At 77.9% G+C, this 25302-nt stretch carries 16 protein-coding genes; 10 read left to right on the top strand and 6 right to left on the bottom strand.

Annotated elements, in window-relative coordinates:
* Nucleotides 1-49: 49 nt before the first annotated feature.
* Nucleotides 50-2848 carry an alpha-mannosidase gene (locus tag AAHH18_RS00950; protein ID WP_343300236.1) on the bottom strand — a complete coding sequence of 933 codons (2799 nt, stop codon included), beginning with the start codon at nt 2846-2848 and terminating at the stop codon, nt 50-52.
* A 191-nt stretch (nt 2849-3039) separates the two neighbouring features.
* Here AAHH18_RS00950 and AAHH18_RS00945 point away from each other — a divergent pair, with 191 nt between their 5' ends.
* The gene (locus tag AAHH18_RS00945; RefSeq protein WP_343300235.1) at nt 3040-5061 is read left to right on the top strand and encodes a beta-N-acetylglucosaminidase domain-containing protein; all 2022 of its coding nucleotides are present in this window, start codon (nt 3040-3042) and stop codon (nt 5059-5061) included.
* A 74-nt stretch (nt 5062-5135) separates the two neighbouring features.
* Here the strand turns inward: AAHH18_RS00945 and AAHH18_RS00940 are convergent, their stop codons facing one another.
* A complete protein-coding gene (locus AAHH18_RS00940; protein WP_343300234.1) occupies nt 5136-8168 on the bottom strand; it encodes an alpha-mannosidase in 3033 nt (1010 codons plus the stop codon).
* 247 nt (nt 8169-8415) lie between these two features.
* Between AAHH18_RS00940 and AAHH18_RS00935 the strand changes: the two genes are divergently transcribed.
* Nucleotides 8416-8670: an STAS domain-containing protein gene (locus tag AAHH18_RS00935; protein ID WP_343300233.1), complete on the top strand. Its 255-nt coding sequence runs from the start codon at nt 8416-8418 to the stop codon at nt 8668-8670.
* 241 nt (nt 8671-8911) lie between these two features.
* Here the strand turns inward: AAHH18_RS00935 and AAHH18_RS00930 are convergent, their stop codons facing one another.
* The 3 genes from AAHH18_RS00930 to AAHH18_RS00920 are packed head-to-tail and all read right to left on the bottom strand — an operon-like array spanning nt 8912 to nt 11999.
* Nucleotides 8912-9736: a class II aldolase/adducin family protein gene (locus AAHH18_RS00930; protein WP_343300232.1), complete on the bottom strand. Its 825-nt coding sequence runs from the start codon at nt 9734-9736 to the stop codon at nt 8912-8914.
* Nucleotides 9733-11130, bottom strand: a complete 1398-nt coding sequence (locus AAHH18_RS00925; protein WP_343300231.1) for a four-carbon acid sugar kinase family protein — start codon at nt 11128-11130, stop codon at nt 9733-9735. Before AAHH18_RS00925 ends, AAHH18_RS00930 begins: the two co-directional genes overlap by 4 nt.
* Nucleotides 11127-11999: a DeoR/GlpR family DNA-binding transcription regulator gene (locus AAHH18_RS00920; protein ID WP_343300230.1), complete on the bottom strand. Its 873-nt coding sequence runs from the start codon at nt 11997-11999 to the stop codon at nt 11127-11129. The genes AAHH18_RS00925 and AAHH18_RS00920 overlap by 4 nt, the downstream gene beginning before the upstream one ends.
* 85 nt (nt 12000-12084) lie before the next feature.
* On the opposite strand from AAHH18_RS00920, the gene AAHH18_RS00915 reads away from it, so the two are divergent.
* From AAHH18_RS00915 to AAHH18_RS00880, 8 genes are all read left to right on the top strand, one after another.
* Nucleotides 12085-13794: an FGGY-family carbohydrate kinase gene (locus AAHH18_RS00915; protein ID WP_343300229.1), complete on the top strand. Its 1710-nt coding sequence runs from the start codon at nt 12085-12087 to the stop codon at nt 13792-13794.
* A complete protein-coding gene (locus AAHH18_RS00910; RefSeq protein WP_343300228.1) occupies nt 13791-14690 on the top strand; it encodes a hypothetical protein in 900 nt (299 codons plus the stop codon). The genes AAHH18_RS00915 and AAHH18_RS00910 overlap by 4 nt, the downstream gene beginning before the upstream one ends.
* Nucleotides 14687-15427: an aspartate/glutamate racemase family protein gene (locus AAHH18_RS00905; protein WP_343300227.1), complete on the top strand. Its 741-nt coding sequence runs from the start codon at nt 14687-14689 to the stop codon at nt 15425-15427. Before AAHH18_RS00910 ends, AAHH18_RS00905 begins: the two co-directional genes overlap by 4 nt.
* 11 nt (nt 15428-15438) lie before the next feature.
* Nucleotides 15439-16956 (top strand): alpha-amylase family glycosyl hydrolase, encoded by a 1518-nt coding sequence (locus AAHH18_RS00900; RefSeq protein ID WP_343300226.1) that lies wholly within the window; start codon nt 15439-15441, stop codon nt 16954-16956.
* Nucleotides 16957-17015: 59 nt separating this feature from the next.
* Nucleotides 17016-19805 carry a glycosyl hydrolase 2 galactose-binding domain-containing protein gene (locus tag AAHH18_RS00895; protein WP_343300225.1) on the top strand — a complete coding sequence of 930 codons (2790 nt, stop codon included), beginning with the start codon at nt 17016-17018 and terminating at the stop codon, nt 19803-19805.
* On the top strand, nt 19802-21193 hold the full coding sequence (locus tag AAHH18_RS00890; protein ID WP_343300224.1) for a GH1 family beta-glucosidase: 1392 nt from the start codon (nt 19802-19804) through the stop codon (nt 21191-21193). The genes AAHH18_RS00895 and AAHH18_RS00890 overlap by 4 nt, the downstream gene beginning before the upstream one ends.
* A gap of 75 nt (nt 21194-21268) precedes the next feature.
* A complete protein-coding gene (locus AAHH18_RS00885; protein ID WP_343300223.1) occupies nt 21269-23158 on the top strand; it encodes a hypothetical protein in 1890 nt (629 codons plus the stop codon).
* On the top strand, nt 23155-24693 hold the full coding sequence (locus tag AAHH18_RS00880; protein ID WP_343300222.1) for an FAD-dependent oxidoreductase: 1539 nt from the start codon (nt 23155-23157) through the stop codon (nt 24691-24693). The genes AAHH18_RS00885 and AAHH18_RS00880 overlap by 4 nt, the downstream gene beginning before the upstream one ends.
* A gap of 9 nt (nt 24694-24702) precedes the next feature.
* Here the strand turns inward: AAHH18_RS00880 and AAHH18_RS00875 are convergent.
* Nucleotides 24703-25302 (bottom strand): MFS transporter (locus tag AAHH18_RS00875; RefSeq protein ID WP_343300221.1); only part of this gene is annotated, 600 nt, incomplete at its 5' end.

The raw sequence follows: 25302 nt of genomic DNA, 5'->3' as shown, positions 1-25302 counted from the left end.
CGAGGCCGGGTCCCGGGTCGCGACGACCCGGGACCCGGCCTCGCGCGTCTCAGGCGGGGTCGTCCGCCGAGGGGGCCTGCGACGGGCGCGGCCGGCCCGTCGCGCCCGGGGCGGACTCCTGCGTCGGCGTCAGGCCCGAGCCGGGCGCGGCCGCGGCCGGGTCCTCCGGGTGGTCCGTCGTGCCGGCCGCCGGCACCTCGGGGGTCACGCGGACGCTGCGGACGGCCGACGCGCCGGCGCCGTCCGCCCCGAGCGGCCGCTCGACGAGGTCGACCTCCCGCACCGGCGCCTGCGGGTCCGCCGGGACGACGAACGTGCGCAGCTGGTACGGCCCGAACTCCGCCTCCACGGTGCGCCCCACGAGGGGCAGCTCCAGCCGGGCGGTCGCCGCGCCGCCGCGGGTCTCGACCGCCCGCACCACCAGGTCGGCGCCCCCGGGCCCGTCGGTCGCGTCCTCGGTGCCCTTGAGCGCCGTGATGGCCACCGGGCCGGCCTGGTCGGACGCGAAGGACCCGGTCCGGGGCAGCGTGCCGGCGTGGAACGACTCGAGCATGGCCCGCACCGGCGAGCCGAGCAGCGCGGCGCGGCGCCCCGGGTCGGCGGCGTGCCGGTCCCCGTCGTGCACGACCAGCTCGTAGGAGAACCGCTGGATGCCCATGTCCTGGTAGGCGTACACGTCGTCGCCGTCCAGCAGGCGCGGGTCGTGCCACGCGTACACGGGGCTGCGGACGGCCGTCACGCCGATGCTCGGCTGCTCCCCGGGGGAGACGTCGTAGCCGTGCTTGTTCGTCACGACCACCGTCAGGCCCGCGGGGCGGCCGTCGAGCGTGCCGGTGAGGTCCACCCAGCCCTGTCCGGGCTCCTCGGCGCCGTCCACCGGCCGCTCCAGCTCCGCGTAGGGGATCTGGTAGGTGGCGCGCGGGTCGGTCAGCGCGGTGGGGAACCGGAGCTTGAGCAGGTGCGCGGGCTCCCGCCAGTCCAGCGTGACGTCGACGCGCAGCACCGGCGAGTCGTGGTCGAGCAGCAGCTCCTCGATCATCGTCGAGGCGCCCCACTCGCGCTCGACGCGGACCCGGGCGCGCAGCGGGCCGGTCTCCCGCACGACGATCCGCGCCGTCGCCATCGTGTCGCCCGGCCACGCGTACGACACGACGCGGTGGCCCCAGGTGTCGGTCGGGTCGTCGCAGACCTGGGTGTGCTGCGCGCCGTCCACGCCGCGCATGACGTCGAGGCCCGTGCGCTTGTCGAGGTAGGACGCGATCCAGCCCGTCGCCGGGTCGAGCTCGATGCGCACGAGGTCGTTCTCCAGCACCGTGCCCGGCACGCTCCCGGACACCGTCAGGGCCCCGGGCGCCCCCTCGCTCCACTCGGGACGGGCGGGCTCGGCGGCCATGCGCACGCGGTACAGCCGGTAGCCGAGCGGCGGCACGTCGGCCCGCAGCACGAGCGCGCCGCGGCCGGTCTGGTTGGTGGTCGCGCGGGACTGGGTGGGCTGCGCGACGACGACGCGGCCCTCGTCGTCGACCACGTGCACCGCGCCGGGGTGCGAGCCGTAGTGCAGCTCGACGTCGGTCGACACCGGCCACGGGTGGGGGTTGAAGACGAGGACGGGCTGGCTGCCCTCCTCCAGCGGCACGTCGACCTGCCGGGCGATCGTGTTGTGCGCGCGCGTGATGATGCGCTTCGCGATGGCGACGGCCTCGCCGAGCTGGTCGCGGGCGTCGTCGTAGGCGTGCTCGATCGCGGACCCCGGCAGGATGTCGTGGAACTGGTTGAACAGCACCTGCTTCCAGGCGCGCTCCAGGTCCTCCCGGGGGTAGGGCGTGCCGTCGTGCACGGCGGTGACGGCGGCCCAGCGCTCCGCGGAGAGCAGCGCGTACTGCGCGCGCCGCTGCCACGCCTTGATGCCGGAGTGCGCGGAGTAGCAGCCGGGCGCGTGGTGCTGCAGGTCGTCGGTCCACACGGTCAGGCCCTCCCGGAACTCCGGGCCGCGCGCGTGGACCCCATCGAGGTACTCGCGCGGCGACGACATGCGCAGGCGGCCGAAGGAGCCCATGCGGTCGTAGCGGTGGATGGACTCGATGTTCGCGATGGTCGGGCCGCCGCCGTGGTTGCCGACCCCGTACAGCACCATGACGTCGCCGAGCGAGCGGTCGAGGGTCCCGAGGGCCTTGTCGACCTGGCCGTCGACGGAGCCGGGCGGGGAGCAGTACTCGAACGGGATGCGGTAGCCGAGCACCTCGGACCCGTCGGGCGCGCGCCACCGGAACAGGGTGTCGTCGAGCTCGCTCTCGTGCGGGCCGGGCCGCAGGAACAGGTACGAGTCCATGCCCTGCCCGCGCAGCACGGCCGGCAGGCCGGCGCTGTGGCCGAACGGGTCGGCGTTCATGCCGACGGTCGCGGGCTGCCCGAACCGCGAGATCAGGTACCGCTGCCCGTACAGGCCCTGCCGGGCGAACGACTCGCCCATGGGCATGTTGCAGTCCGGCTCCACCCACCAGCCGCCGACGTTGACCCAGCGGCCCTCGGCGACGCGCTCGGTGATGCGGGCGAACAGCTCGGGGTCGGACTCCTCGACCCAGGACAGCAGCACCACCTGGTCGCACGTGAAGACGAAGTCCGGGTACTCGTCCATGCGGTGGATGGCGGACCAGAACGTCGCGCGCGCCTCCTGGTAGCCCTCCTGCCACGGCCACAGCCACACGGGGTCGATGTGCGAGTTGCCGATCATGTGGATGGTCCGGTCCGGCGTCGCGTGCGGGTGGGGCACCGCCGGCAGGTCCCGGGGCTGGGCACCGGCGGGTGCGTTCGACACCGGTGCGCCGGTGGTGTGGCGGGGCCTGCTCATGTCGCTCCTCGTGCGTCGTCGCGCGGGTTCGGTCCTGTGCGCACGATCGTACGCTGCAATCGATCCCATATCGAGCGACCGGGTGGTGTCAACCCGCGGCGTCGCCGCACGTCGGGGCGCATCGAGTGTGCGACGCCGCACACGTGTGCGGCGATTGACACCCGCGGACGGCGGCCGGTTGCATGGTCGCCATGTCACGTCGCGGAGGACGTCTGCAGGCCGGTGTCGTCGAGGGGTTCTACGGCCCGCCGTGGAGCCACCAGGAGCGGCTCGACCTGCTCGCCGCCGCCCCGTCCCTCGGGCTCGACACCTCCCTGTACGCGCCCAAGGACGACCCGTGGCACCGCGAGCGCTGGCGCGAGCCGTACCCGCCGGACGCCCTCGCGCGCCTCGGGGAGCTCGCCGCCGCGGCGCGGGACGCCGGGGTGGCGTTCGTCTGGTCCGTCGCCCCCGGCCTGTCCATGCGGTACGCGGATGACGCCGACCACGCCGCGCTCGCCGCGAAGGCCGAGCAGGTGCGGGCGGCCGGCGTGCGCGACGTCTGGCTGCTGTTCGACGACGTGCCCGACCGGCTGGCCGACCCCGCGGACGCCGACCGGTACGGCGACGGGCCCCACGGCGCCGGCCGGGCGCACGGGGAGGCGGCCGCGCGGTTCCGGGAGGCGTTCCTGCTGCCGCACGGCCTCGACCACCCGATGACCGTCTGCCCCACCGACTACGCCGGGTGCGGGCCCTCGCCCTACCGCGTCGGGCTCGCGGAGACGCTGCCCGCCGACGCGCGCGTGCTCTGGACGGGGCGGGACATCGTCGTCGGGGAGGTCACCCGCGAGGACGTCCTCGCCGCGGCCGCCGCGTTCGGGCGCCGCCTGGTGCTGTGGGACAACTACCCCGTCAACGACTTCGACCGCACGCGGCTGTTCCTGGGGCCGCTGACCGGGCGCCCCGCCGACGTCACCGGCCTGCCGCTCGACGGCGTGGTCGCGAACGCGATGATCGAGGCGCTGCCGTCCCGGCTGCCGCTCGCGACCGTCGGCGCCTGGGCGCGGGACCCCGCCGCGTACGACCCGGCGCGGGCGGGCGCCGCGGCGCTGCGGGCCGTGGCCGGGGAGCTGACGGCGCAGGTCGCCCCGCTGGTGCGGGCCTGCTCGTCCTGGCCGCCGTCGGCGCCGCGGGACCCGGGGCTGACCGCGCTCCTGGAGGGGGCGCTGGCCGGGGACGCAGCCGCCGTCGCGGCGGTCCGGGGGCGGATGCGGGAGCTGGCCGGGTGCGCGGGGGACGGCGGCCGCGGGGGCGGCGTGGGCGGGGGCGGCGGGGACGGGGCCGGCGGGGACGGGGCCGGCGTGGGCGGTGCCGGCCCCGAGCGGGAGCGCCCGGGCGTGGCCCCGACCGGCCACGCGCTGCTGACCGCGCTCGCCCCGTGGCTCGACGCCGCGGCGCACACCGGGGCCGCCGTGCTGGCGGCGTGCGACCTGCTGGACCGCCCCGGCGCCCCGACGGCCGGGCAGGTCGGGGCGGCGCGGGAGGCGCTCGACCGGGTCGAGACCGACTTCCCGGACGTCCTGCGGGCGGACGTCGCCGGGTTCGTGCGGCGGGCGCTCGCGGCGGCCGGGGCTGTCGCGGGGGAGGACGCCGCCGGTGGGCGGCAGGCGGTGCTCGTCACGGGCCCGGACCCGGGGGCCGGTGACCTCGCGACGGCGCAGTGGCTGCGGCGGAGGGGCTTCGCGGTGCAGCTCCGCCCGACGTGGGCGCCCGGGGATGCGGCGGACCTCGTGGTGGTGACCCCGGACGCCCCGCTGCCCGCCGCCCGCGCCGTCGCGGCGGCGGCCGTGCCCGTGCTGGCGACCGGTCGGCTCGTGACCCTGGGGCTGGGGCGGGAGTCGGGTGTGCTGCTGGACCGCGACCGCGTGCGTGCCGGCGACGACGAGGTGGTCGTGCACCGCGGGGCCGGGCGGCTCACGTGGTGCGAGCCCGTGGCCGGCGCGCACGTGGTCGCCCGGGCGCCGGAGCCGGAGCCGCGGCCGGTGCTGGTCGAGGTCGCGGCGGGGACCCCGCTGGCCGACGGCACGCCGGCCCCGGCCGCCCGCACGGTCGCGTTCCTCACCGGCGACGGCGCGGCGCGCTGGCTGCTGACCGACGCCGGGTGGTCGCTGCTCGACGCGGCGCTCGACCGGCTGGTGGGCGGGGCGCCGGACGGCGGCGACGCCGGGCGCTGAGCCGGTCCGCGCCCGCTCCGGCGGTCCGACCACGCCGTCCCCGGTGCCCGCACGGGCCGCCGGGGACGCGGTCGTCAGGCCCGCGCGAACCGGAGCGTCACCACCTGGAACGGCGCGAGGTCCAGCGCCACCGCCCCGTCGCCCGCGTCCGTCAGCGGTGCGAGCGCGGCGACGTCCGGGTCCTGGCGCTCCAGCAGGTCCCGCACCGACGCGCCCGACGTCGCGAACCCGGGCCGGACCACGGCACCCCCGCGGCCGCCGCGCGACTCGTACAGCCGCACCACCACGTCGCCGGACCGGTCGTCGGCCAGCTTCACGGCCTCGACCACCGCGCCGCCGCCGGTGACCTCGACCAGCGGGGCGACCGCAGCCGCGCCCCGGACGCGGCGCTCCGGCAGGTTGATCCGGTAGCCCTCGCGCACCGCGTCGTCGACCTCGGCGCCGCACACCAGCGCGTACCGCATCGTGTGGCGGCCCTGGTCGGTCTCCGGGTCGGGGTAGCGGGGCGCCCGGACCAGCGACAGCCGGACCGTCGTCGCCCCGGCCCCGCGGGCGTCGCCCGGCCCGGGGCGGGTCACGTCGTGCCCGTACGTGGAGTCGTTGACCACGGCCACGCCGTAGCCGGGCTCGGCGACGTGCACCCAGCGGTGCGCGCAGATCTCGAACCGCGCGGCGTCCCACGACGTGTTGGTGTGCGTGGCCCGGTGCACGTGGCCGAACTGCGTCTCGCTCGCCGACCGCTCGGCGTGGACGGCCAGCGGGAAGGCGGCCTTGCAGAGCGTCTCGCGCTCGTGCCAGTCGACGTCCAGCGCCAGGTCCACGCGCCGCCCGCCCGCCTCGAGCGCGATCGTCTGGACGTACGTCGACGCCCCGTCGCGACGCGTCACGCGGACCTGCGGGCGTGCCGGGTCGGCGTCGTCGACCACCAGCTCCTCGACGGTGCGGACCTCGCGGACGGAGTGCCGGTAGAACTCGTCGACGTCCCACGCGTCGAACCGCACCGGCTGGTCCGGGTGCAGCTGCAGCACGTTCGCGGACGTGCCCGGCGCGAGGACCTCGCGGTCGGCGACCAGGTCCCGCACGGCGCCGATCGTGCCGTCGGCGTCGACCCGGACCCGCAGCAGCCCGTTGTCGAGCAGGACGGCGTCGCCGTCGCGGCGGACCTCCACCGGCGCCGGTGACGCCGCGGGGGGTGCGGCCCCCAACCCCGGCACGCCGGCGCGGGCGTGCGGCGCGGCGTTCGCGACCACCTCGACGTCGCCCTCGCCGGCCGCACGGTGCAGCGCGTCGCCGACCAGCGCCTCGAGCTCCTCGCGCAGCCGCGCGTAGGTCGCCCGCGCCTCGCGGTGCACCCAGGCGATGCTGCTGCCCGGCAGGATGTCGTGGAACTGCAGCAGGAGCATCTCCTGCCAGATCCGGTCGAGCTGCTCGTACGGGTAGTCCGCGCCGGTGCGCACCGCGGCGGTCGCCGCCCAGAGCTCGGCCTCCCGCAGCAGGTGCTCGGTGCGGCGGTTGCCCTGCTTCATCGCGAGCTGGCTGGTGTACGTGCCGCGGTGGAACTCCAGGTACATCTCCCCGGACCACACCGGCGCCTGCGGGTACTCCGCCTCGGCGCCGGCGAAGAACTCCGCCGGCGTCTCGACGACCACGCGCGGCGACCCCTCGAGGTCCGCGACGCGGTGCGCGGTCTCCATCATCTCGCGCGTCGGGCCGCCGCCTCCGTCGCCGTACCCGAACGGCAGCAGGCTGCGGTTCGCCGGCCCGGCGTCGGCGAAGTTCGCCACGCCGTAGGCGAGCTGCTCGCCGGACAGCTTGGCGCCGTACGTGTCGGCGGGCGGGAAGTGCGTGAACACGCGGCTGCCGTCGATGCCCTCCCACCAGAACGTGTGGTGCGGGAACCGGTTGGTGGTGTTCCACGACATCTTCTGCGACAGGAACCACCGGAACCCGGCCAGCCGTGCCAGCTGCGGGAGGGCGCCGGTGTAGCCGAACGAGTCCGGCAGCCACACCTCGCGGGGCTCGACGCCGAACTCCGCGTCGAAGAACCGCTTGCCCTGCACGAACTGCCGCACCAGCGCCTCGCCGCCCGGCAGGTTCGTGTCGGACTCCACCCACATCCCGCCGACCGGCACGAACTGGCCGGACGCGACCTTCTCCCGGATCCGGTCGAAGACGCGCGGGTGGTGCTCCTTCGTCCACGCGTACTGCTGCGCGGACGAGCACGCGAAGCGCAGGTCCGGGTACCGGTCGGCGAGCGACACCACGTTGGAGAACGTGCGCGCGCACTTGCGGATCGTCTCGCGCACCGGCCACATCCAGGCGGAGTCGATGTGCGCGTGGCCGACCGCCGACACCCGGTGCGCGCTCGGCGACGCGGGCCGGGCCAGCAGGTCCGCGACCTGGGCGCGGGCACGGGCGGCGCTGCCCGGGACGTCGCGGACGTCGAGGGAGTCGACCAGCCGCTCCAGCCCGGCGCGGACGGACTCGCGGCGGGGGTCGTTGTCCGGCAGCTGCAGCGCCAGCTCGTGCAGCACCTGCACGTCGAGCGCCAGCGCCTGGACCTCCTCCTCCAGGACCGCCACCTCGGCGCGGGCCAGCCGGTACAGCAGCGTGTCCGGCACGGTGTCGAGGTCGCCGAGCGCGGTGACGGGCTCGCCCCCGATCGACGGGTTGGCCGCGGCCTCGACGTAGAGGTCGACCACCTCGCCGCCGGTCGCGGCGTCCGTCACCGGGACGTAGAGGTTGCGCGGCTCGATGCCCTTCAGCGGGGTGCCGTCCGGGGTGTACACGAGACCCTCGGCCTCGAACCCCGGGCCGCCCGTGCGGAACCCGAGGTCGACCAGCACCTCCACGCGGCGGCCGGCCATGCCGGGCGGCACCACGCCGCGCAGCCGGAACCACGACGTCGACCAGGCGCGGCCCCACGGCTCGCCGACGGCGGTGGGCGTGAAGGGCAGCCGCACCGCCTCCGCGAACGGCATGGGCTCGCCGGGCAGGTGGGCGACCGTCACCTCGAGCGGGGTCCGCCCGGTGTGGACCCAGGGGAGGATCCGCTCCTTGAGGGTGCGGTCGATGCGGGCGGTGAGGTCGGTCAGGGTGCGGTGCACGGCTCTCCTCGGTCGGGTCGCGCGCGCGGGGTTCCCGGGCAGGGCTCCGTGCGGCGCCGGACGGAATGTAGGAACGTTGCCACACTAGCGAATGTGCGAGTTCGGACACCAGGCCCCGCGTGCGGCGTCTCGGTCCCCGGGCGCTGCTCCTGCGAGGCGCTTCCCCTCGCGCCACCGCCGAACCGCTCCTACCCTCGCGCTGGCGGGCTGTGGCAGGACGGTCGCACCGGCGGCAGGGGGGTGAGCCGTGGACGTGACGATCGACCTGGGACGACCCGGGCGGGAGTCGGTGATCTCGGTGCGCGGGGACCTGGACGTGCACACCGCGTCCACGCTCCGCGAGGCGCTGCACTGCCTGCTCGCGGCCAGCGGTGAGGAGCTCACCGTCGACGCCACCGGCGTGCGCGTCACCGACGAGGCCGGCCGCGCGACCCTCGAGGGCGTCGCGCGGCACTGCCGCGAGTTCGGCGGCCACCTCCGCCTCCCACCCCCGCACCCCTGACCCCCCACCCCGCGCACGCCTTGCCCGCGAGTTCGGCAGTCCCGGTCGAGTTCGGCACCTGGAGCTGCCGAAGTCGTCACCGAAGTGCCGACCTCGCGGGACGCGGGACGTGGGGCGGGGGCGGGGCGGCGTCGGTGCGATGGGCGGCGAGGTCGTCAGGTCGGGGCGAGGTCGTCAGGTGGGACGGACGACCTCGTGCGCAGGTGACGACCTCGCGCGGGGACGCGGGCGGTGGGGGCGATCAGCGGGGGCGGAGCGAGCGGACCTGCGCCGGGGTGAGGCGGCGGTGGGGGACGCCGTGGAGGAGCAGGACCACCTGGGCCGCGGCCTCGAGCTCCTCGGCGAGGTCGACCGCCGCGTCGAGGTGCGTCCCGGCGACGACGGAGCCGTGGTTCGCGAGCAGCAGCGCCGGCGCCGCACCCGCGAGGTCGGCGACGCCCGCCGCGAGCTCGGCGCTGCCCGGCAGGGCGAACGGCGCGACCGGGAGGTCACCCAGGCGCATCACCTGGTACGGGGTGGTGGCGGGGAGTGGACCGGTGGCGGTCCCGGGCGGGAGCGCGGCGGGCTCGAGGCACGACGCCGCGACGGCGGCCGGGGAGTGCAGGTGCACGACCGCGCGGGCGTCGGGCCGGGCCGCGTAGACGGCGCGGTGCAGGGGCAGCTCCTTCGACGGCCGTGGTCCGTCCACGGCAGCCGTCCCGGCGCGGGGTGCCGTGCCGGCGGGAGCTCCGCAGACGGGTGCGGTGCCCGCGGGTGCGGCGTCGGTGATGGCTGTGTGACCGGATGCGGCGTCGGTGATGGCTGCGTGGCCGGGTGCGGCGTCGGCGGTGGCTGTGGTGCCGGGTGTCGCGTCGGTGGGGGCGTCGTCGCCTGGGCCGGGGGCGACCGGGACCAGCGCGAGGTCCTCCGGTCGCACGCGGGAGAGGCTCGAGCCGGTGGGCGTGACGAGCAGGTGGTCGCCGACCCGGACGCTCACGTTGCCCGAGCCTCCCGGTGACAGGCCGCGCGCGGCGAGGTGGCGGCACGCGGCGACGACGGCCTCGCGGGCGGAGTCGGCGGTGGTCACGGGCAGGCCTCCCAGGCGGTGCGGAACAGGTCGGGACCGCCGAAGTTGCCGGACTTGAGCAGCACGGACAGACGGGGACGGTCGGCGGGCACCATCCACGGCACGCCCGGAGCGGCCGCCGGGCCGACGTGCAGGACCCGCAGGCCGAGCGCGGCGGCCACCGCGCCGGACGTCTCGCCGCCGGCGACGAGCAGCCGCCCGACCCCCAGGTCCCGCACCGCCCGCGACGCCACCTCCCCGGCCGCGTCCTCCAGCAGCGCAGCGGCCCGCCGGGCTCCGAGACGCTCCTGCGTGGCGCGGACGGCGGCGGGCTCGGCCGAGGACGCGACCAGCACCGGGCCGGGGCCGGCCGCGTAGGCGTCCGCGAGCGCTCGCAGCACCCCGTCGAGCGTGCCCTCGCGGTCGGCGTCGAGGGCGACCGCGTCGAGCGGGATCCGCGGACCGACGAACCGGCCGATCTGCTCGAGCGTGCGCGCGGAGCAGGAGCCGGAGACGACGAGGGCGGGACGGTCGTCGCGGGCACCGGAGGCCCGGGACTCGTGGGGTGACGGCGCGAGGGGCGACGGAAAGGGGGACGACGGGGCGGACGACGGGGCCGGGGACGACGCGGCCGGGGCCGGCGGGGCGAGGGGCGACGGGCGCGTGTCGCGGGACCCCCGCCGTGCCAGCGCGGCCGCGAGGCCGGCCGCTCCGCCGAGCAGCACGGGCCGGGAGGTGAGCGGGATGGCCGCGGCCAGGGCGTCGAGGTCGGCGTCGGTCAGCGCGTCGGCGAGCACGTGCCGCGCGCCGTCGCCGGCCAGCCGCTCCAGCGCCACCGCCGCCTCGCCGGACAGGACCGCCTGGTGGTCCAGGAGCGCGACGGGGCGCGGTGTCTGCCGCCCGAGCACGCGCACCAGGTCCGGGTCGCGCATCGGGGTGAGCGGGTGGTCGCGCAGCGGCGACTCGGACAGCAGCCGGTCCCCGACGAACAGGTGGCCCTGGTACTGCGTCCGGCCGGCGCGGGGGGTCGCGGGCGTGCCGACGGCGACGGCGGCTGGCCCGAGGAGGTCGAGCAGCGCGTCGGCGACCGGGCCGATCATGCCCTCGTCGGTGGAGTCGAAGGTCGAGCAGTACTTCTGGTAGAGCGCCCGGGCGCCGTGGTCGAGCAGCCAGCGGGCGGACGCGACGGACTCGGCGACCGCTTGCGCACGCGGTGCCGTGCGGGTGCGGAGCGCGACGACGGCGCAGTCGCACGGCGGCAGCTCGAGCCCCGCCCCGGGCACCCCGAGGACGACGACCGCCGACCCGCCGGCGTCGCGCACCGCGTCCGCGAGGTCGCAGGCCCCGGTCACGTCGTCCGCGACGACGCCGAGGTGCGGCCCCGTCGCGCCGGGGGCTGCCGGTCCTCCCGTCACGCCGGTGCCCGCGCCGTGCCGGCGGGTGCGCGGTCCGTCCCGCCTCCGGCGCGGGCGGCGTCCCGGGTGTCGTCGTCCGCCGCACCGCCCGTGTCGCCCGGCCCGGCCGTCGCCGCGACCACGACCCGCTCGCACCGCTCGCGCAGCAGGGCGAGCTGCTCGGGGGTGGCCGCGTCGTCGACCACGACGGCGTGCGCCTGCTCGAGGCCCAGCACCCGCATGGGCGCGCGGGCGTCGAGCTTGCGGTGGTCGAGCAGCAGCACGACGCGCTCGGCGATGGCTGCCATGGCGCGCTTGGTGTCGGCGTCCCACTGGTCGGCCGAGAACACCCCGGCCGGGCCGGCGGCGGTCGCGGACAGGACGGCGACGTCGACGGCGAGGTCGGCGAGGCCGGCGCGCGTGCTCGGCCCGGCGAACGACCGCGTCAGCCGGTGGTAGGTGCCGCCGAGCGCGACCACCTCCAGGTCGTCGCGCGCGGTGCAGGCGGTGATGACCGGCACCGAGTGGGTGACGACCGTCAGCCCGCCGGGCAGCCGGCGCGCGAGGGCCGCCACGGTGGTGCCGGCGTCCAGCGCGACCACGCCGGCGTCGGCGAGCAGCGGCAGCGCGGCGCGCGCGACCGCGTCCTTCTCCCGCGCGGCCTCGGTGCGGCGCAGCTCGAACGACGGCGCCGCGCTGCCGTCCACCAGGCTCGCGCCGCCGACGACGCGGCGGACCAGCCCCTCGGCGGCGAGCTGGCCGAGGTCCCGGCGGATGGTCATCTCGGACACGCCGAGCTCCGCGGCCGCCGTGCTGGACGACACGTAGCCGGTCTCCTCGAGGCGGCGCAGCAGCTCGTCGCGGCGGCGGGGGGCGGCGGAGTAGCGCACGGACGTCATCCAACGGGGCCGGTCGTGGGTTGTCAATCGTCGGACATGGTTGACCGAAGTGTTCGATGACGAACACACTGGGCGAGTGAGTCGTCAGCGCCGCCGGGTGGGCCTCGGCATCGACGTCGGGACCACCAACGTCAAGGTGGCGGTGGTGGACGTGCCCGAGGACGGCGCGGACGCGCCCGTGCTGCTCGCGGTCGCGTCGGCCCCGACGCCCGGCCCCGCGGCCCTCGACCGGACGCTGCGCGAGCTCGCCGTCCGGGCGCTCGCCGCGGCCGCGCGCCGCACCGGGTCAGCCGTCGTGCCCGAGGCCGTCGGCCTCGCCTCGATGGCCGAGACGGGCGTCCCGCTCGACGCGGACGACCGGCCGCTCGGACCGTGGCTCCGCTGGGACGGCCACCGGGCCGCCGCCGAGGCCGCCGCGCTCGCGGACCGGCTCGGCGCGACCACCCTGTTCGAGGCCACCGGGGTGCGCCCGAGCGCGAAGGTGCCGCTCGCGACGCTCGCCTGGCTCGGCGCCCACGAGCCGGCGACGCGCGCCGCGCTGCACCGGTGGGCCGGCGTCGCCGACCTCGCGGCCCTGCGGCTCACCGGCGAGCTCGTCACCGACCACACGCTCGCCGGGCGGACCATGGCGTACCGGCTGCCGGCCACCGGCGTGCCGCTGCCCGACGGGTTCGACGCCGACCTGCTCGCCGAGGTCGGCCTGCGCCCGGAGCACCTGCCCCGAGTCGCACCGCCCGACGCGGCCTCCGGGACGGTGAGCGCCCCCGCCTGGGCCGCGGCCGGTGTGCGCAGGGGCACGCCCGTCACGGTGGCCGGTCACGACCACGCGGTGGGTGCGTGGGCCGCCGGCGTCCGGGCGCCGGGGGACGTCGCCGACTCGATCGGGACCGCGGAGGCCGTGTGCACCGTGCTCGCCGCCGACCCCGTGCGCGCGGACGTGGCCCGCGCGGGCATGAGCCTGGTCCGGACCGTCGCGGGCCTGCCCGCCCTGCTGGCCGGGTCGTCGAGCGCCGGGGCGATGGTCCGGTGGTGGCTGGAGCACGAGGCCCCGGGCTGGTCGGCCGACGCGCTGTTCGCGGCCGTCGCGGCCCTGCCGGCGGACGAGCGCCCGCACGACGTGGTGGTGCTGCCCTACGTGAGCGGGCGGCAGACGCCGGAGCCCGACCCCGGCGCCCGCCCTGCCGTCCTGCACCGCGGCAGCCACGGGCCGGTGGCGCTGGCGTCCGCCATGGTCGACGGGCTGGCGCTGCACGCCCGGTGGATGCTCGAGGTCCAGGCCGGGCTCGCGGGTCCCGACCACCGGCCCCGGCAGGTGCGGGTGCTCGGCGGTCCGGCGGGGCGGAACACCGCGTGGATGCGCGCCAAGGCGCTCGCGGGGCCCGTGCCCGTGCGGCTCGTGGACGGCGCCGAGCCCGTCGCCGCGGGGGCCGCCCTGCTCGCCCTGCACCGCGCCGGGCTGCTCGGCGCGGGCGAGGCGCCGACGCTGCCGCTGCTCCCCGGCCTGCCCGACGGCAGCCCCGTCCCGGACCCCGACCCCCGCGCCGGGGCGGCGCTCGACCGCTTCGTCCGGGCTGCGCTGGGCGCCGACGCGCCGGGCTCCGACAGGCCGGGCTCCGATGCGCCCGGCACCGCCGCGCCCGCCTCCGACCCGCTGGGCGCCGACGCGCCCGGCACCGACCCGCCCGGCACCGGCACCCCGGCGCCACCCGCGCCCGGCGCCCCGACCCCCGAGCCCGCGCCCCGTGGCGCACCCCCCGCCCCGCACCGCCAGGAGGCCCGCCCGTGACCCACCCGACCGCCGCCGCGCCCACGCTCGACGCCATCGCCCGCCCGTCCGGGGCGCTCGCGATGGTGGCGATGGACCAGCGCGAGAGCCTGCGCACGATGTTCGACCAGGCCGGCGCCGGCCGTCCCGACCACGCGACGCTCGTCGACTTCAAGCTCGCGGTCGCCCGCGCGCTGTCGCCGCTGGCGTCGGGGTTCCTCATCGACCGGGAGATGGGCGTCGAGCGCGCCGCACCGCTGCTGCCGGCGTCCTGCGGGCTGATCCTCGCGGCGGACGCCCTGGAGCAGGAGCCCGGAGGGCCGGTCGAGGAGACCGGCCTGGACGACGTCGTCGTGGCCCCGGAGTCCGACCTGCACGGCGCGGTCGCGCTCAAGCTGCTGGTGATCTGGCGGCGTGACGCCCGCCGGGAGCAGCGCGTCGAGCTGGCCCGGCGGTTCATCGAGGTCGCCGCCTCGCGGGGGGTGCTGTCGGTGCTGGAGCCGGTCGTGCGGGCCACCCCGCAGGAGCTGGCGGCCGGCACGTGGGACCAGGAGGCGGCGATCGCCGAGGCCGCCCGGGAGCTCTCGCCGCTCGGCCCGAGCCTGTACAAGGTGCAGGTGCCGCTGGGCGGCAGGGCGCCGGCCGCGGAGCTCGAGCGGGCGTGCGCCACGCTGGGCGCGTCCATCACCGGGCCGTGGGTGGTGCTTTCGCAGGGCGTCGACCGGGACGACTTCGCCGGGGCCGTGCACGCGGCGTGCCGGGGCGGGGCGAGCGGGTTCCTCGCGGGGCGGGCGCTGTGGAGCGACGTCGTCGGGCGGCCGGACGTCCCGGCGGCGCTGGCGGAGGTGTCGGTGCCGCGGCTGCGCGCGCTGGTCGACCTGGTGGACGCGGAGGCGCGGCCGTGGAGCGCGGCGTGACGGCCCCCGGCCCCGGAGGCCCCGGCCCGGCCGCTCCCGGGTCCGCCGGCACCGTCGGCCTCCTGCACACGGTCCCCGCCCTGGCGCAGCGGTTCGACGCCGACGTGGACGCCGCCGTCCCCCTGCTGCGCCGGCTGCACGTGGTGGACGCCTGGCTGCTGGCCACCGCGGTGGCGGAGGGTGTGACGCCGCAGGTGGAGGCCGCGGTCGCGGCGCACGTGCGGCACCTGGCGGGCGCGGGCGCGTCGGCTGTCCTGGTCACGTGCTCGTCCATCGGCGAGGCGGCGGAGTCCGCGGCGGCGGCGGTGGACGTCCCGGTGCTGCGCGTCGACGCGCCGATGGCGCGCGAGGCGGTCACCCTGGCCTCCGCCCCGGGCGCACGCGGGCGGGTGGCGGTCCTGGCGACCCTGGCGTCGACGCTCGGACCGACCGGCCGGCTGGTGGAGCGCGCCGCGGCGGACGCGGGCGCGGGCGTCGAGGTGGCGGCCCGTGTCGTCGACGGTGCCGCCGCGGCGCGGGACGCGGGGGACGGCGAGCGGGCGGACCGGCTGGTCGCCGAGGCCGTGGCGGTCGCCGCGCGCGAGGCCGACGTGGTGGTGCTCGCGCAGGCGTCGATGGCCGGGGCCGCCGCGCTCGCGGAGCCCTCGGTGCCGGTGCTGACCTCGCCGGCCGGCGGGGTGGCGGCGCTCGCCCGGGCGATCGCGACGACCACCGGGCGCGTGCCCGGGGAACGGTGAGGAGGACGGACGTGGACGACCACGGCGTGCACCTGCTGGCGTACACCGAGCGGCTCGGCGGGCCGACGCCCGACCTGGCCGGCGTGCGGGCGCTGCTCGCGGGCGGCCCGCTCGCGGTGTTCAGCGGCGTCCACCTGCTGCCGTTCTTCGTGCCGTTCGACGGCGACGACGCGGGGTTCGACCCGGTGGACCACGGGACGGTCGACCCGCGGCTCGGCACCTGGGACGACGTGCGGGCGCTCGCCGACGCGGGCGTGCACGTGACCGCGGACCTCATCGTCAACCACGTCTCGGCCGACTCCGCGGAGTTCCGCGACTGGCTGGCGCGCGGGCCGCGGTCCCCGTCGGACGGCATGTTCCTCACGTTCGACACGGTGTTCCCGCACGGCGCGGACGAGGCGGCGATCACGGCGTTCTACCGCCCGCGGCTGGGGCTGCCGTTCACGCCGTACCAGCGGGCCGACGGCACCCGGCGCCTGGTGTGGACGACGTTCATGCCGACGCAGGTGGACCTGGACGTCCACCACCCGGCGGCGCGCGACTACCTGCGGCGCATCCTGCGGACCCTGCGCGAGGGCGGCGTGTCGACGGTGCGGCTCGACGCCGTGGGGTACGCCGTCAAGACGCCGGGCACGGACTCGTTCATGACGGAGCACACCCTGGGCTTCGTCGAGGAGATCACCGCCCTCGCGCACGCCGAGGGCCTGCAGGTGCTGGTGGAGGTGCACGCCCACCACACGCAGCAGGCGGCGATCGCGCCCCTGGTGGACCTGGTGTACGACTTCGCCCTGCCGCCGCTGCTGCTGCACGCGCTGGCGACGGGCGCCACGGACCGCCTCGCGCACTGGTTCGCGATCCGCCCGGCGAACGCCGTCACGGTGCTGGACACGCACGACGGCATCGGGGTCATCGACGCGGGGCCGTCCGGCGAGCGGCCGGGGATCCTCAGCGCGGAGGAGATGGCCGCCGTCTTCGCGGAGGCCGAGCGGCGCACGGGCGGCGAGTCGGCGCAGGCGTCGGCGCGGGTCGCGTGGGCCGCGCTGCCGCACCAGGTCAACTCGACGTTCTGGTCGGTGCTGGGCGAGGACGCGACCGCGTACCTGCTGGCCCGGTGCGTGCAGCTGTTCGTGCCCGGCCGGCCGCAGATCTACTACGTCGGGCTGCTCGCCGGCACCAACGACATGCCGCGGTACGCCGCGACGGGCCAGGGGCGGGAGGTCAACCGCCACGTCTACACGCCCGGCGAGCTCGCCGAGGCGCTCACGGGGGAGGTCACCCGTGCCCAGCTCGGCCTGGTGGCGCTGCGGACGTCACACCCGGCGTTCGCGGGGGAGTTCACGGCGCGGGAGGTCGGCGAGGGGCGGCTCGAGCTGGCGTGGCGTGACGACGCCGGTGCCGCGGCGGTGCTCACGGTCGACGTGACGCCGGGGAGGCAGGGGTTCGTGGTCGACGTCGCGGGCGGGCAGGAGGGGGAGCGGCGGTTCGCCTCGGTGGCGGACCTGGCGGACCTGGCGGCGCTCGCGGGCTGACGCCGCCACCGCCCTTGCCCCGCCTCCGGAGCGTGTGGTTTCGTTCTCATATGGCATCGATGCCAGATCCCCTGACCTCGCCGGACGCCGGCCCCGACGCTGGGCGGGTGCTCGACCTGGACGGCGACGGCTGGTTCCTGCGCGAGGCGCTCGGCGACACCTGGCAGTGGTACGTCGACGGCGGCGCGCACGGCCTCAACAACGCGGCCGACGCCGCCCGTGCCGCCGCCACGACCCCGGGCTGGTGGCCGGCGACCGTCCCGGGCTCGGTCGTCACCGCGCTGGCCGCCGCGGGCGAGCTGCCGGACCCGTACCGGGGGCGCAGCAGCCGCGCCGCCGAGTGGACCGGCGCGCGGTCCTGGGTGCACCGCCGCGTCGTGGACCTGCCGCCCGTCCCCGCCGGGCACCGCGTCGTCGTGGAGCTCGACGGCGTCGACCCGTCCGGGACGCTGTTCTGGGACGGGGAGGCGATCGGCCGCGTCGACGGGCTGTACCACCGGCTGCGCGCCGAGGTCCCGGAGGCCCGCACAGCGCCGGGGCCCCACCGGCTCGCCGTCGTCGTGGACCCGCTGCCGCCGTCGGAGCCGCAGGTCGGGCGCACCGAGCGGGTCCGCACCCACCGGCCGCGGATGACCGAGGGCTGGGACTTCTGCCCGCGGCTGCCACACCAGGGGCTGTGGCGCAGCGCCCGCGTCGTGGTGGACCGGGTGCACCTGGCGTCGGCCGCGGTGCGCGCGGACCTGGTCCCCGACGCCGACGGGCTCGTCCGCGTCACCGGCACCGTCGAGGTCGCCGACGACGGCCCGGCGCGGGTGGTCGCCGAGGTGCTGGACGGCGCCGGCCGGGTCGTGGCGAGCGCCGCCGTCGACCTCCCCGGCCCCGGTGCCGGGCGCGCGCTCGCCGTGACCGTCCCCGTCGACCGCCCCGCGCGCTGGTGGCCGGCCCGGCTCGGCGTCCCCGCGACGTACACCGTCCGGCTCCGCGCCGCGGGTCGCACGCTCTGGTCGGGCACCGTCGGGTTCCGCACGGCTCGTCTCGTCGCGAACGCGGGCGCGCCGGCCGGCGCCCGCGGGTACACCGCCGAGGTCAACGGCGTCCGCCTGCCGCTGGTCGGGTGGAACTGGGCGCCCGCCGACGCGCAGTACGGCGCCGTGCCGCCCGCGCGGGTGCGGCACCTGGTGGACCTGGCCGCCCGGTCCGGCGCCGCGCTGCTGCGGGTGTGGGGCGGCGGCCTGGTCGAGACCGAGGAGCTCTACGACGCGTGCGACCGCGCGGGCCTGCTGGTGTGGCAGGAGTTCTCGCAGTCGTCGTCGGGCATGCAGAGCGCGCCCGCCACCGACGCCGCGTTCGTGGACCTGCTGCGGCGCGAGGCCGCCGCCCTGGTCCCGGCCCGCACGCACCACCCGAGCCTGCTGCTGTGGGGCGGCGGCAACGAGCTCGACGAGGGCGGCGTCCCGCTGGACGAGGACCGCTCGCCGGCGCTCGCGGCGCTGCGCGACGAGGTCGCCCGCCTGGACCCGGGCCGGTCCTGGCTGCCGACGTCCCCGACCGGTCCGGCGTTCCACCACCGCGCCGACGTCATCGCCACCGCCCCCGACGACCAGCACGACGTCCACGGGCCGTGGGAGCACCAGGGGCTGACGGGGCAGCACGCGCTCGCGGACGCGGGCACGTGCCTGGCGCACAGCGAGTTCGGCGTCGAGGGCATGGCGAACCGCCGGCTGCTGGACCACCTGGTGCCGGCGGCGGACGTCTGGCCGCTCGACCGGTCGAACCCCGTGCACCGCCACCTGGGGGAGTGGTGGGACAACGCCCCGCTCGTGCAGGAGTGCTTCGGCGGGCGGCTCGCGGACGTCCAGGGGTACCGCCGCGCGAGCCAGCACCTGCAGGCGACCGGCCTGGCGTACGCGGTCGAGGCGGACCGGCGGCGGTGGCCGCGCTGCTCGCTGGTGCTGCCGTGGCAGCTCGCCGAGTCGTACCCGAACACCTGGTGCACGGCCGTCGTGGACCACCTGGGCGACCCGAAGCCCGCGTACCACGCCGTCGCGCGGGCGTTCGCCCCGGACCGCGCGACGCTGCGCACCGCGACCAGCGCCTGGGCCGGCCGGTCGCACGCCGTCGCGCAGGTGTGGCTGTGGTCGGACGCCGGCGTCCAGCGGGGGTCGCGCGTCGCGGCCCGGCTGCGTCGCGCGACCGACGGCGCCGTGCTCGCCGAGCGCCGCTGGCACGTCCCGGAGCCGGTGGCCGAGCCGCGCCCGGTGGGGGAGCTGCGCTGCCCGGCGGCGGTGCTGCCGGAGGCGGAGGTGCTGCTGTGGGAGGTCGAGTGGGCCGCGTCCGACAGCACGCCGCTGGACCACGAGGTCGTGGTCGCGACGTCGGCCGCCGACCTGTCGCCGCTGCTGGACCTCCCACCCGCGACGGTCGACGTCGGGATCGCGCGCGACCCGTCCGACCCTGGCGACCCGCGTGACCCTGCCGACCCGTCCGAGGAGGACGCCGTCGTCGTGACCGTCACCCACCGCGCGGGCCCGGCGGTGGTCGGCATCGCCCTGCTCGACGCCCGGCCCGCCGGCGCGCCCGGGTGGGCCGTGCTCGACGGCGACCCCCGGCCGCTGCTGCCCGGCGCGACCCGGCGGCTGCGAGCGCGCTGGCGCGGCGACCGGCCGGACGGCGCGGCGGCGGGCGGCGTCCCGCCACGCCGACCGCTGACCCTCGAGGCGTGGAACCTCACCCCGACCACGCTCGACTCGACCACGTCCGCCCCGACCACGTCCGCCCCGACCGCCCCCGCCCCGACCGCCCCCGCCCCGACCGCCCCCGCCCCGACCACCGTGGAGCCCCTGCCGTGACCGTCACCTTCCCTTCCGGCTTCCTGTGGGGCGCCGCGACGTCCGCCTACCAGGTCGAGGGCAGCCTCGACGCCGACGGTCGCGGCCGGTCCGTGTGGGAGGAGTTCGCGTCCCGGCCCGGTGCCGTCGAGGGCGGCGGCGACGGGTCGCGCGCGTGCGACTCGTACCGGCGGTGGCGCGAGGACGTGGACCTGGTGGACGGGCTGGGCCTGGGCGCGTACCGGTTCTCCGTGGCCTGGTCCCGGGTGGTCCCGGAGGGTCGCGGCCGGATCGAGCAGCGCGGCCTGGACCACTACGAGCGGTTCGTCGACGCGCTGCTGGAGCGCGGCGTCGAGCCGGTGCTGACGCTCAACCACTGGGACATGCCGCAGGCGCTCATGGCGGACGGCGGCTGGGCGGGGCGGTCGAGCGTGGCCGCCTTCGCGGAGTACGCCGACGCGGTGGCCGCCCGCCTCGGTGACCGCGTGACGTGGTGGGTCACGCAGAACGAGCCGTGGATCGTGCAGCTCCTCGGCTACCAGCTCGGCCTGCACGCCCCGGGCGTCGCCGACCTGGCCGCCTCGGTCGCCGCCGGGCACCACGTGCTGCTCGGCCACGGCGCCGCCGCCGACGCGATCCACGCCCACGCGCCCGCGGCCCGCACCGGCTGCGCCCTCAGCCTGTTCCCGTGCGACCCGGCGACGGGCTCGGAGGAGGACGCCGCGGCCGCGTGGGGCTCCGACGGGTACGTCAACCGCTGGTACCTCGACCCGCTCGGGGGCTGCGGCTACCCCGCGGACGTGCGCGCGCACTACGAGCGGGCGCTCGGGCGGTCGCTGGACGACGTGATCCTCCCCGGGGACGAGGAGCGGATCGGCGGCCGGCAGGACTGGATCGGCGTCAACTACTACACCCGCCGCGTCGTGGCGGCGGCCGGGCCCGGACCGGGCCGGCCGTTCCCGTGGCGGGTGGTGGGGCCGCCCGGCGACGTGGCCCGCACCGACGAGGGCTGGGAGATCGTGCCGGACGCCCTGCGGGACCTGCTGCTGCGGCTGCACCGCGAGAACCCGGGGACGCCGCTGATGATCACCGAGAACGGCGGCGTGTTCGGCGACGGCCCCACGCACGACGGCCGCGTGCACGACGTCCGGCGCACCGAGCTGCTGCTCGGGCACCTGCGGGCGGTGCACGAGGCGATCGAGGGCGGCGCCCCGGTGGTCGGCTACCTGCACTGGTCGCTGCTCGACAACTTCGAGTGGTCGCTGGGGTACCGGCCGCGGTTCGGGCTGGTGCACGTCGACTACGCGACCGGCAGGCGGACCGTGAAGGACTCGGGCCGGGTCTACGCGGGGATCGCCCGCACCGGCACGCTGCCCGACGCCCCGCTCGAGATCCCGCCGTTCGGCTGACCCGCCCCGGCTCCGGCCCCAGCCCCGACGCCCCCGACGCCCCCGTCCCGACCCCCGAGATCCCCGAGGACCCCCATGCGCATCACCGCCGGACCCGGCACCCGCACGGTCGCCGCCGACGCCTACCTGCTGGAGGTGCGGTCCGACCCGCCGCGCGCCGTGCTGGCCGCCCCGGACGGCCTCATCTGGTCGCACCTGTCCCTGCTGGCGTCGGTGGACCGGGTGGGCGTCGCGGACGAGTCGCTCGACGTCGGCGCCCCCACGGTGCACGCCGCCGACGGCACCCCGGTCGGCTCGGACCCGGTCGAGACCGACGCGGCCGAGGTGCGGCTGGAGTGCGCGAGCACGGCCTGGGCGCGCCGGCGCGTCACGCTGCGGTGCCTGCCGGACCGGCTGGAGCTGGTCGTGGAGGTCGAGGGCGACGGCGTGCTGACGGACGTGCGGCTGCTGGGCGGCCGGGCGGTGCTGCCGAACGGCGCCGGCGGGACGTTCCGGTCGTCCGCGGAGCACCGGTCGGTGTTCGTCCCGACGCCGACGGAGCCGGTGGACCTGGTGCGCCCGGCCGCGTCGGCGGCGACCCTCGGCGTGGTCGGTGACGCGTCGCCGGGCCGGCTGCACGCGGTATTCTCCCCGCCGCCGCTGTGCCTGGTGCTCGGCCGCGAGCAGGCCGCGTCGGCGCTCGACGTGCCCGCGGGCGACTGGCTCGGGATCGGCGTGGTCGGGCCCGTCGCGGACCTGCGGTTCACCGAGCTGCGCTACCAGCCGCTCGACGGGGGGTTCCTGCTGGAGCTCGACCACGACGCCCACACCCGCGTCGCCGGGCGCTGGACCAGCCCCGCCCTGGTGCTGCGGCCGGCCGCCGACCCGTGGCGGGCGCTCGCGGACCACCGGGAGGACCTGATGCGGGCCGGCGCGCCCGCCGGTCCCGTCGCCCCCGCCGCGGGCTGGTGGGCCGAGCCGCTGTTCTGCGGGTGGGGCGCGCAGTGCGCCCGCGCGCCGCTGCCGGGGGAGCCCGCGTCGCACCCGTACCGGCTCCAGGACCTCGGCCCCGCCGTGGTCCCCGCGGGGCTGCCGGTCGCGCCCGACCTCGCCCGGCAGGAGGTGTACGACGAGCTGCTCGCCCGCCTCGCCGCGCACGACGTCGTGCCGGGCACGGTGGTCGTCGACGACAAGTGGCAGGCCGCGTACGGCACCGGCGAGCCGGACCCGCGGCGGTGGCCGGACCTGCGCGCGTGGGTCGCGGCCCGGCACGCCGCGGGCCAGCGGGTGCTGCTGTGGTGGAAGGCGTGGGACCCCGAGGGGCTGCCCGTCGAGGAGTGCCTGGTCGACGCCGCCGGCCGGCCCGTGGCCGTCGACCCGGCGAGCCCCGCCTACCGGGCGCGCGTGCGCCGCGTGGTCGCCGCGCTGCTCGGGCCGGACGGGGTGGACGCCGACGGGTTCAAGGTCGACTTCACGCAGCGCGCGCCCGCGGGCCACACGGTGCACCCGCACGCCGGCGCGGACCCGGACGCGCCGTGGGGCGTCGCCGCGCTGCACGCCCTGCTGGCCGACCTGTACGCCGCCGCGAAGGCCGCGAAGCCCGACGCGCTCGTCGTGACGCACACGCCGCACCCGGCGTTCGCGGACGTCTGCGACATGGTCCGGCTCAACGACGTGCTGGAGCGGGACACCGCGCACCGCGTCGTGCCGCTCGCCGACCAGATGCGGGTGCGGCGGGCCATCGCGACGGCCGCGCTGCCCGGGCACCTGGTGGACACCGACCAGTGGCCGATGCTCGACGCGGCGCAGTGGCGGGCGTACGTGGCGGCGCAGTCCGAGGGCGGCGTGCCGGCGCTGTACTACGCGGAGCGCATCGACCGCAGCGGCGAGGAGCTCGGCGCGGACGACCTGGCCCTCGTGGCCGGGGCGTGGCGGGAGTACCGCGCCGGCCTCCCGGCGCCCGACCGCGCCCGGGTGCGCGCGTGACGTCCGCCGACGTCGTCGTCGCCGGCGCCACGTCCGCGGGCGTGTGCGCCGCGGTCGCCGCCGCGGAGGCCGGCGCGTCGGTGGTGCTGCTCGAGCCCGGGCGGCACGTCGGCGGCATGACGTCGGGCGGGCTCGGCTACACCGACGTCGGGGACGTCCGGGTGCTCGGCGGCGCGGCGGCCCGGTTCCGCGCCCAGGTCGCCGCGCGCTACGGCGTGCCGGTCGGGGCGTACGCCGGGCCGGAGCCGCACGTCGCGGAGGAGATCTTCCGGCGCTGGCTCGACCACCCGCGCATCGAGGTGGTGCACGACGCGGAGATCGAGGCCGCCGAGGTGCGGGACGCGACGATCGCGGGCGTGCGCACCCGCGACGGGCGGACGTGGACGGGTGGGGCGTTCGTCGACGCCACCTACGAGGGCGACCTGCTGGCGCTCGCGGGCGTGCCGTCGTCGGTCGGGCGGGAGGACCGGTCGTTGCACGGGGAGACGTTCGCCGGGCGCCGCGAGCCGGTGCCCGGACGGCACGCGTTCCCGGCGTGGGTGTCGCCGTTCACCGACGACCCGGGCGGCACGACGCCCGGCGCGGTGCTGCCGCAGGTGCGCGACGTGCCGATGGCGCCGGTGGGCGCGGGCGACGGCGGCGTCATGTCCTACGGCTACCGGCTGTGCCTGACGACCGCCCCCGACCGCGTCCCCGTCGAGCGCCGGCCCGGGTACGACGAGGCTCACTGGGAGCTCGGCCGGCGGCTGTTCCGGCACTGGGCGGCCGAGGGGTACGAGCCGCCGGCGGGCGCGCTGCTGGGGCTCGAGCCGAACCTGCCCGGCGGCAAGGCCGACGGCAACTCGCTCGGCCCGTTCTCGCTGAGCGTCCTGGACGGCACCGCGTGGGAGTACCCGACCGCCGGCAGGCAGCGGCGCGAGGAGATCCGCCGGCACCACCGGCACCACGCGCAGGACGTCCTGTGGTTCCTCACCCACGACCCGGCCGTCCCGGCGTCCGTGCGGCGGGAGCTCGCGCGCTGGGGGCCGGCGCGGGACGAGTTCGCCGACACCGGCCACCTGCCGCACCAGCTCTACGTGCGCGAGGCGCGCCGGATGCGCGGCGAGGTGGTGCTGACCGAGCACGACCTGCGCCGTCCGGCCCGCTGGCACGACGTGGTCGCGATGGGCTCGTACCACCTGGACGTGCGCGAGGTGCAGCGGACGTGGCGCTGGGTGCACGAGCACCCGCGACCGGTCGCGATGGTCGTCACGGAGGGCTACCTGTCGGTGCCGGTGCCGCCGTACCCGATCCCGTACCGGGCGCTCGTGCCGCGGTGGGAGGACTGCACCAACCTCGTCGTCCCGGTGTGCCTCTCGGCGTCGCACGTCGCGTTCTCGTCGATCCGCATGGAGCCGCAGTACCAGATGCTCGGGCACGTCGCCGGCCTCGCCGCGGCGCGCGCGGTGGCGTCCGGCCGGGCGGTGCAGGCGGTGGACGTGGCGTCGCTCCAGGACGAGCTGCGGGCGGCCGGGCAGGTGCTGGCGCTGCCCTGACCCGCCCGCTCAGCGCCGGCCGCGGGCGGCCAGGAGGGCCAGCAGGCCGGAGGCGAGCGCCAGGGCGGCGGGCAGCGCGGGGTGCCGGCCGTGCGCGGCGGCGGCCAGCGTCGGCCCGACGACGAACGTCAGCGCGTTGGCGGCGTTCACCAGCCCCGCGACGTCGCCCTGCTCCCGCGCGCCCACGGCCGTGGAGGCGGCGGACGTGCAGCCCGCCGCCGCGGCGCCGACGCCCGCACCGAACACCAGGGCGACCGCCACGAGCGCGGGGACGGGCAGCGGCACGACGTAGACCCCGAGCGCCACGACCAGCACGGCGCCACCCGCGCGCACCAGCCGCCACGGCCGCCAGCCGAGCCGCGGCACCAGGAGCCCCTGGGACAGCATCGAGCCGAGACCGGCGACGAGCAGCAGGGTCCCGGTCAGGGCGGTCGCCCGCGACGCCGCCAGCCCGTAGCGGTCCTGCACCAGGAACCCGATGCTGCCCTGCACCAGCGCCATCGCGAGGAAGACGCCCGCCGAGGCGGCGACCGCCGCGCGCACGGCCGGGTGCGCGAGACCGCCGCGCAGGGCGGCGGCGCCGCGCGACGAGGACGCGCCCGGACCCGC

The sequence above is a fragment of the Cellulomonas olei genome (assembly GCF_039548315.1).
GTDB lineage: Bacteria > Actinomycetota > Actinomycetes > Actinomycetales > Cellulomonadaceae > Cellulomonas.
This window is presented reverse-complemented; position numbering and strand designations above follow the sequence as displayed.

What these genes read in the sequence shown, in the direction of transcription:
- AAHH18_RS00950 (WP_343300236.1), bottom strand. Translation starts at nt 2,848, where the DNA reads ATGAGCAGGCCCCGCCACACCACCGGCGCACCGGTGTCGAACGCACCC.
- AAHH18_RS00885 (WP_343300223.1), top strand. Translation starts at nt 21,269, where the DNA reads ATGCGCATCACCGCCGGACCCGGCACCCGCACGGTCGCCGCCGACGCC.
- AAHH18_RS00945 (WP_343300235.1), top strand. Translation starts at nt 3,040, where the DNA reads ATGTCACGTCGCGGAGGACGTCTGCAGGCCGGTGTCGTCGAGGGGTTC.
- AAHH18_RS00895 (WP_343300225.1), top strand. Translation starts at nt 17,016, where the DNA reads ATGCCAGATCCCCTGACCTCGCCGGACGCCGGCCCCGACGCTGGGCGG.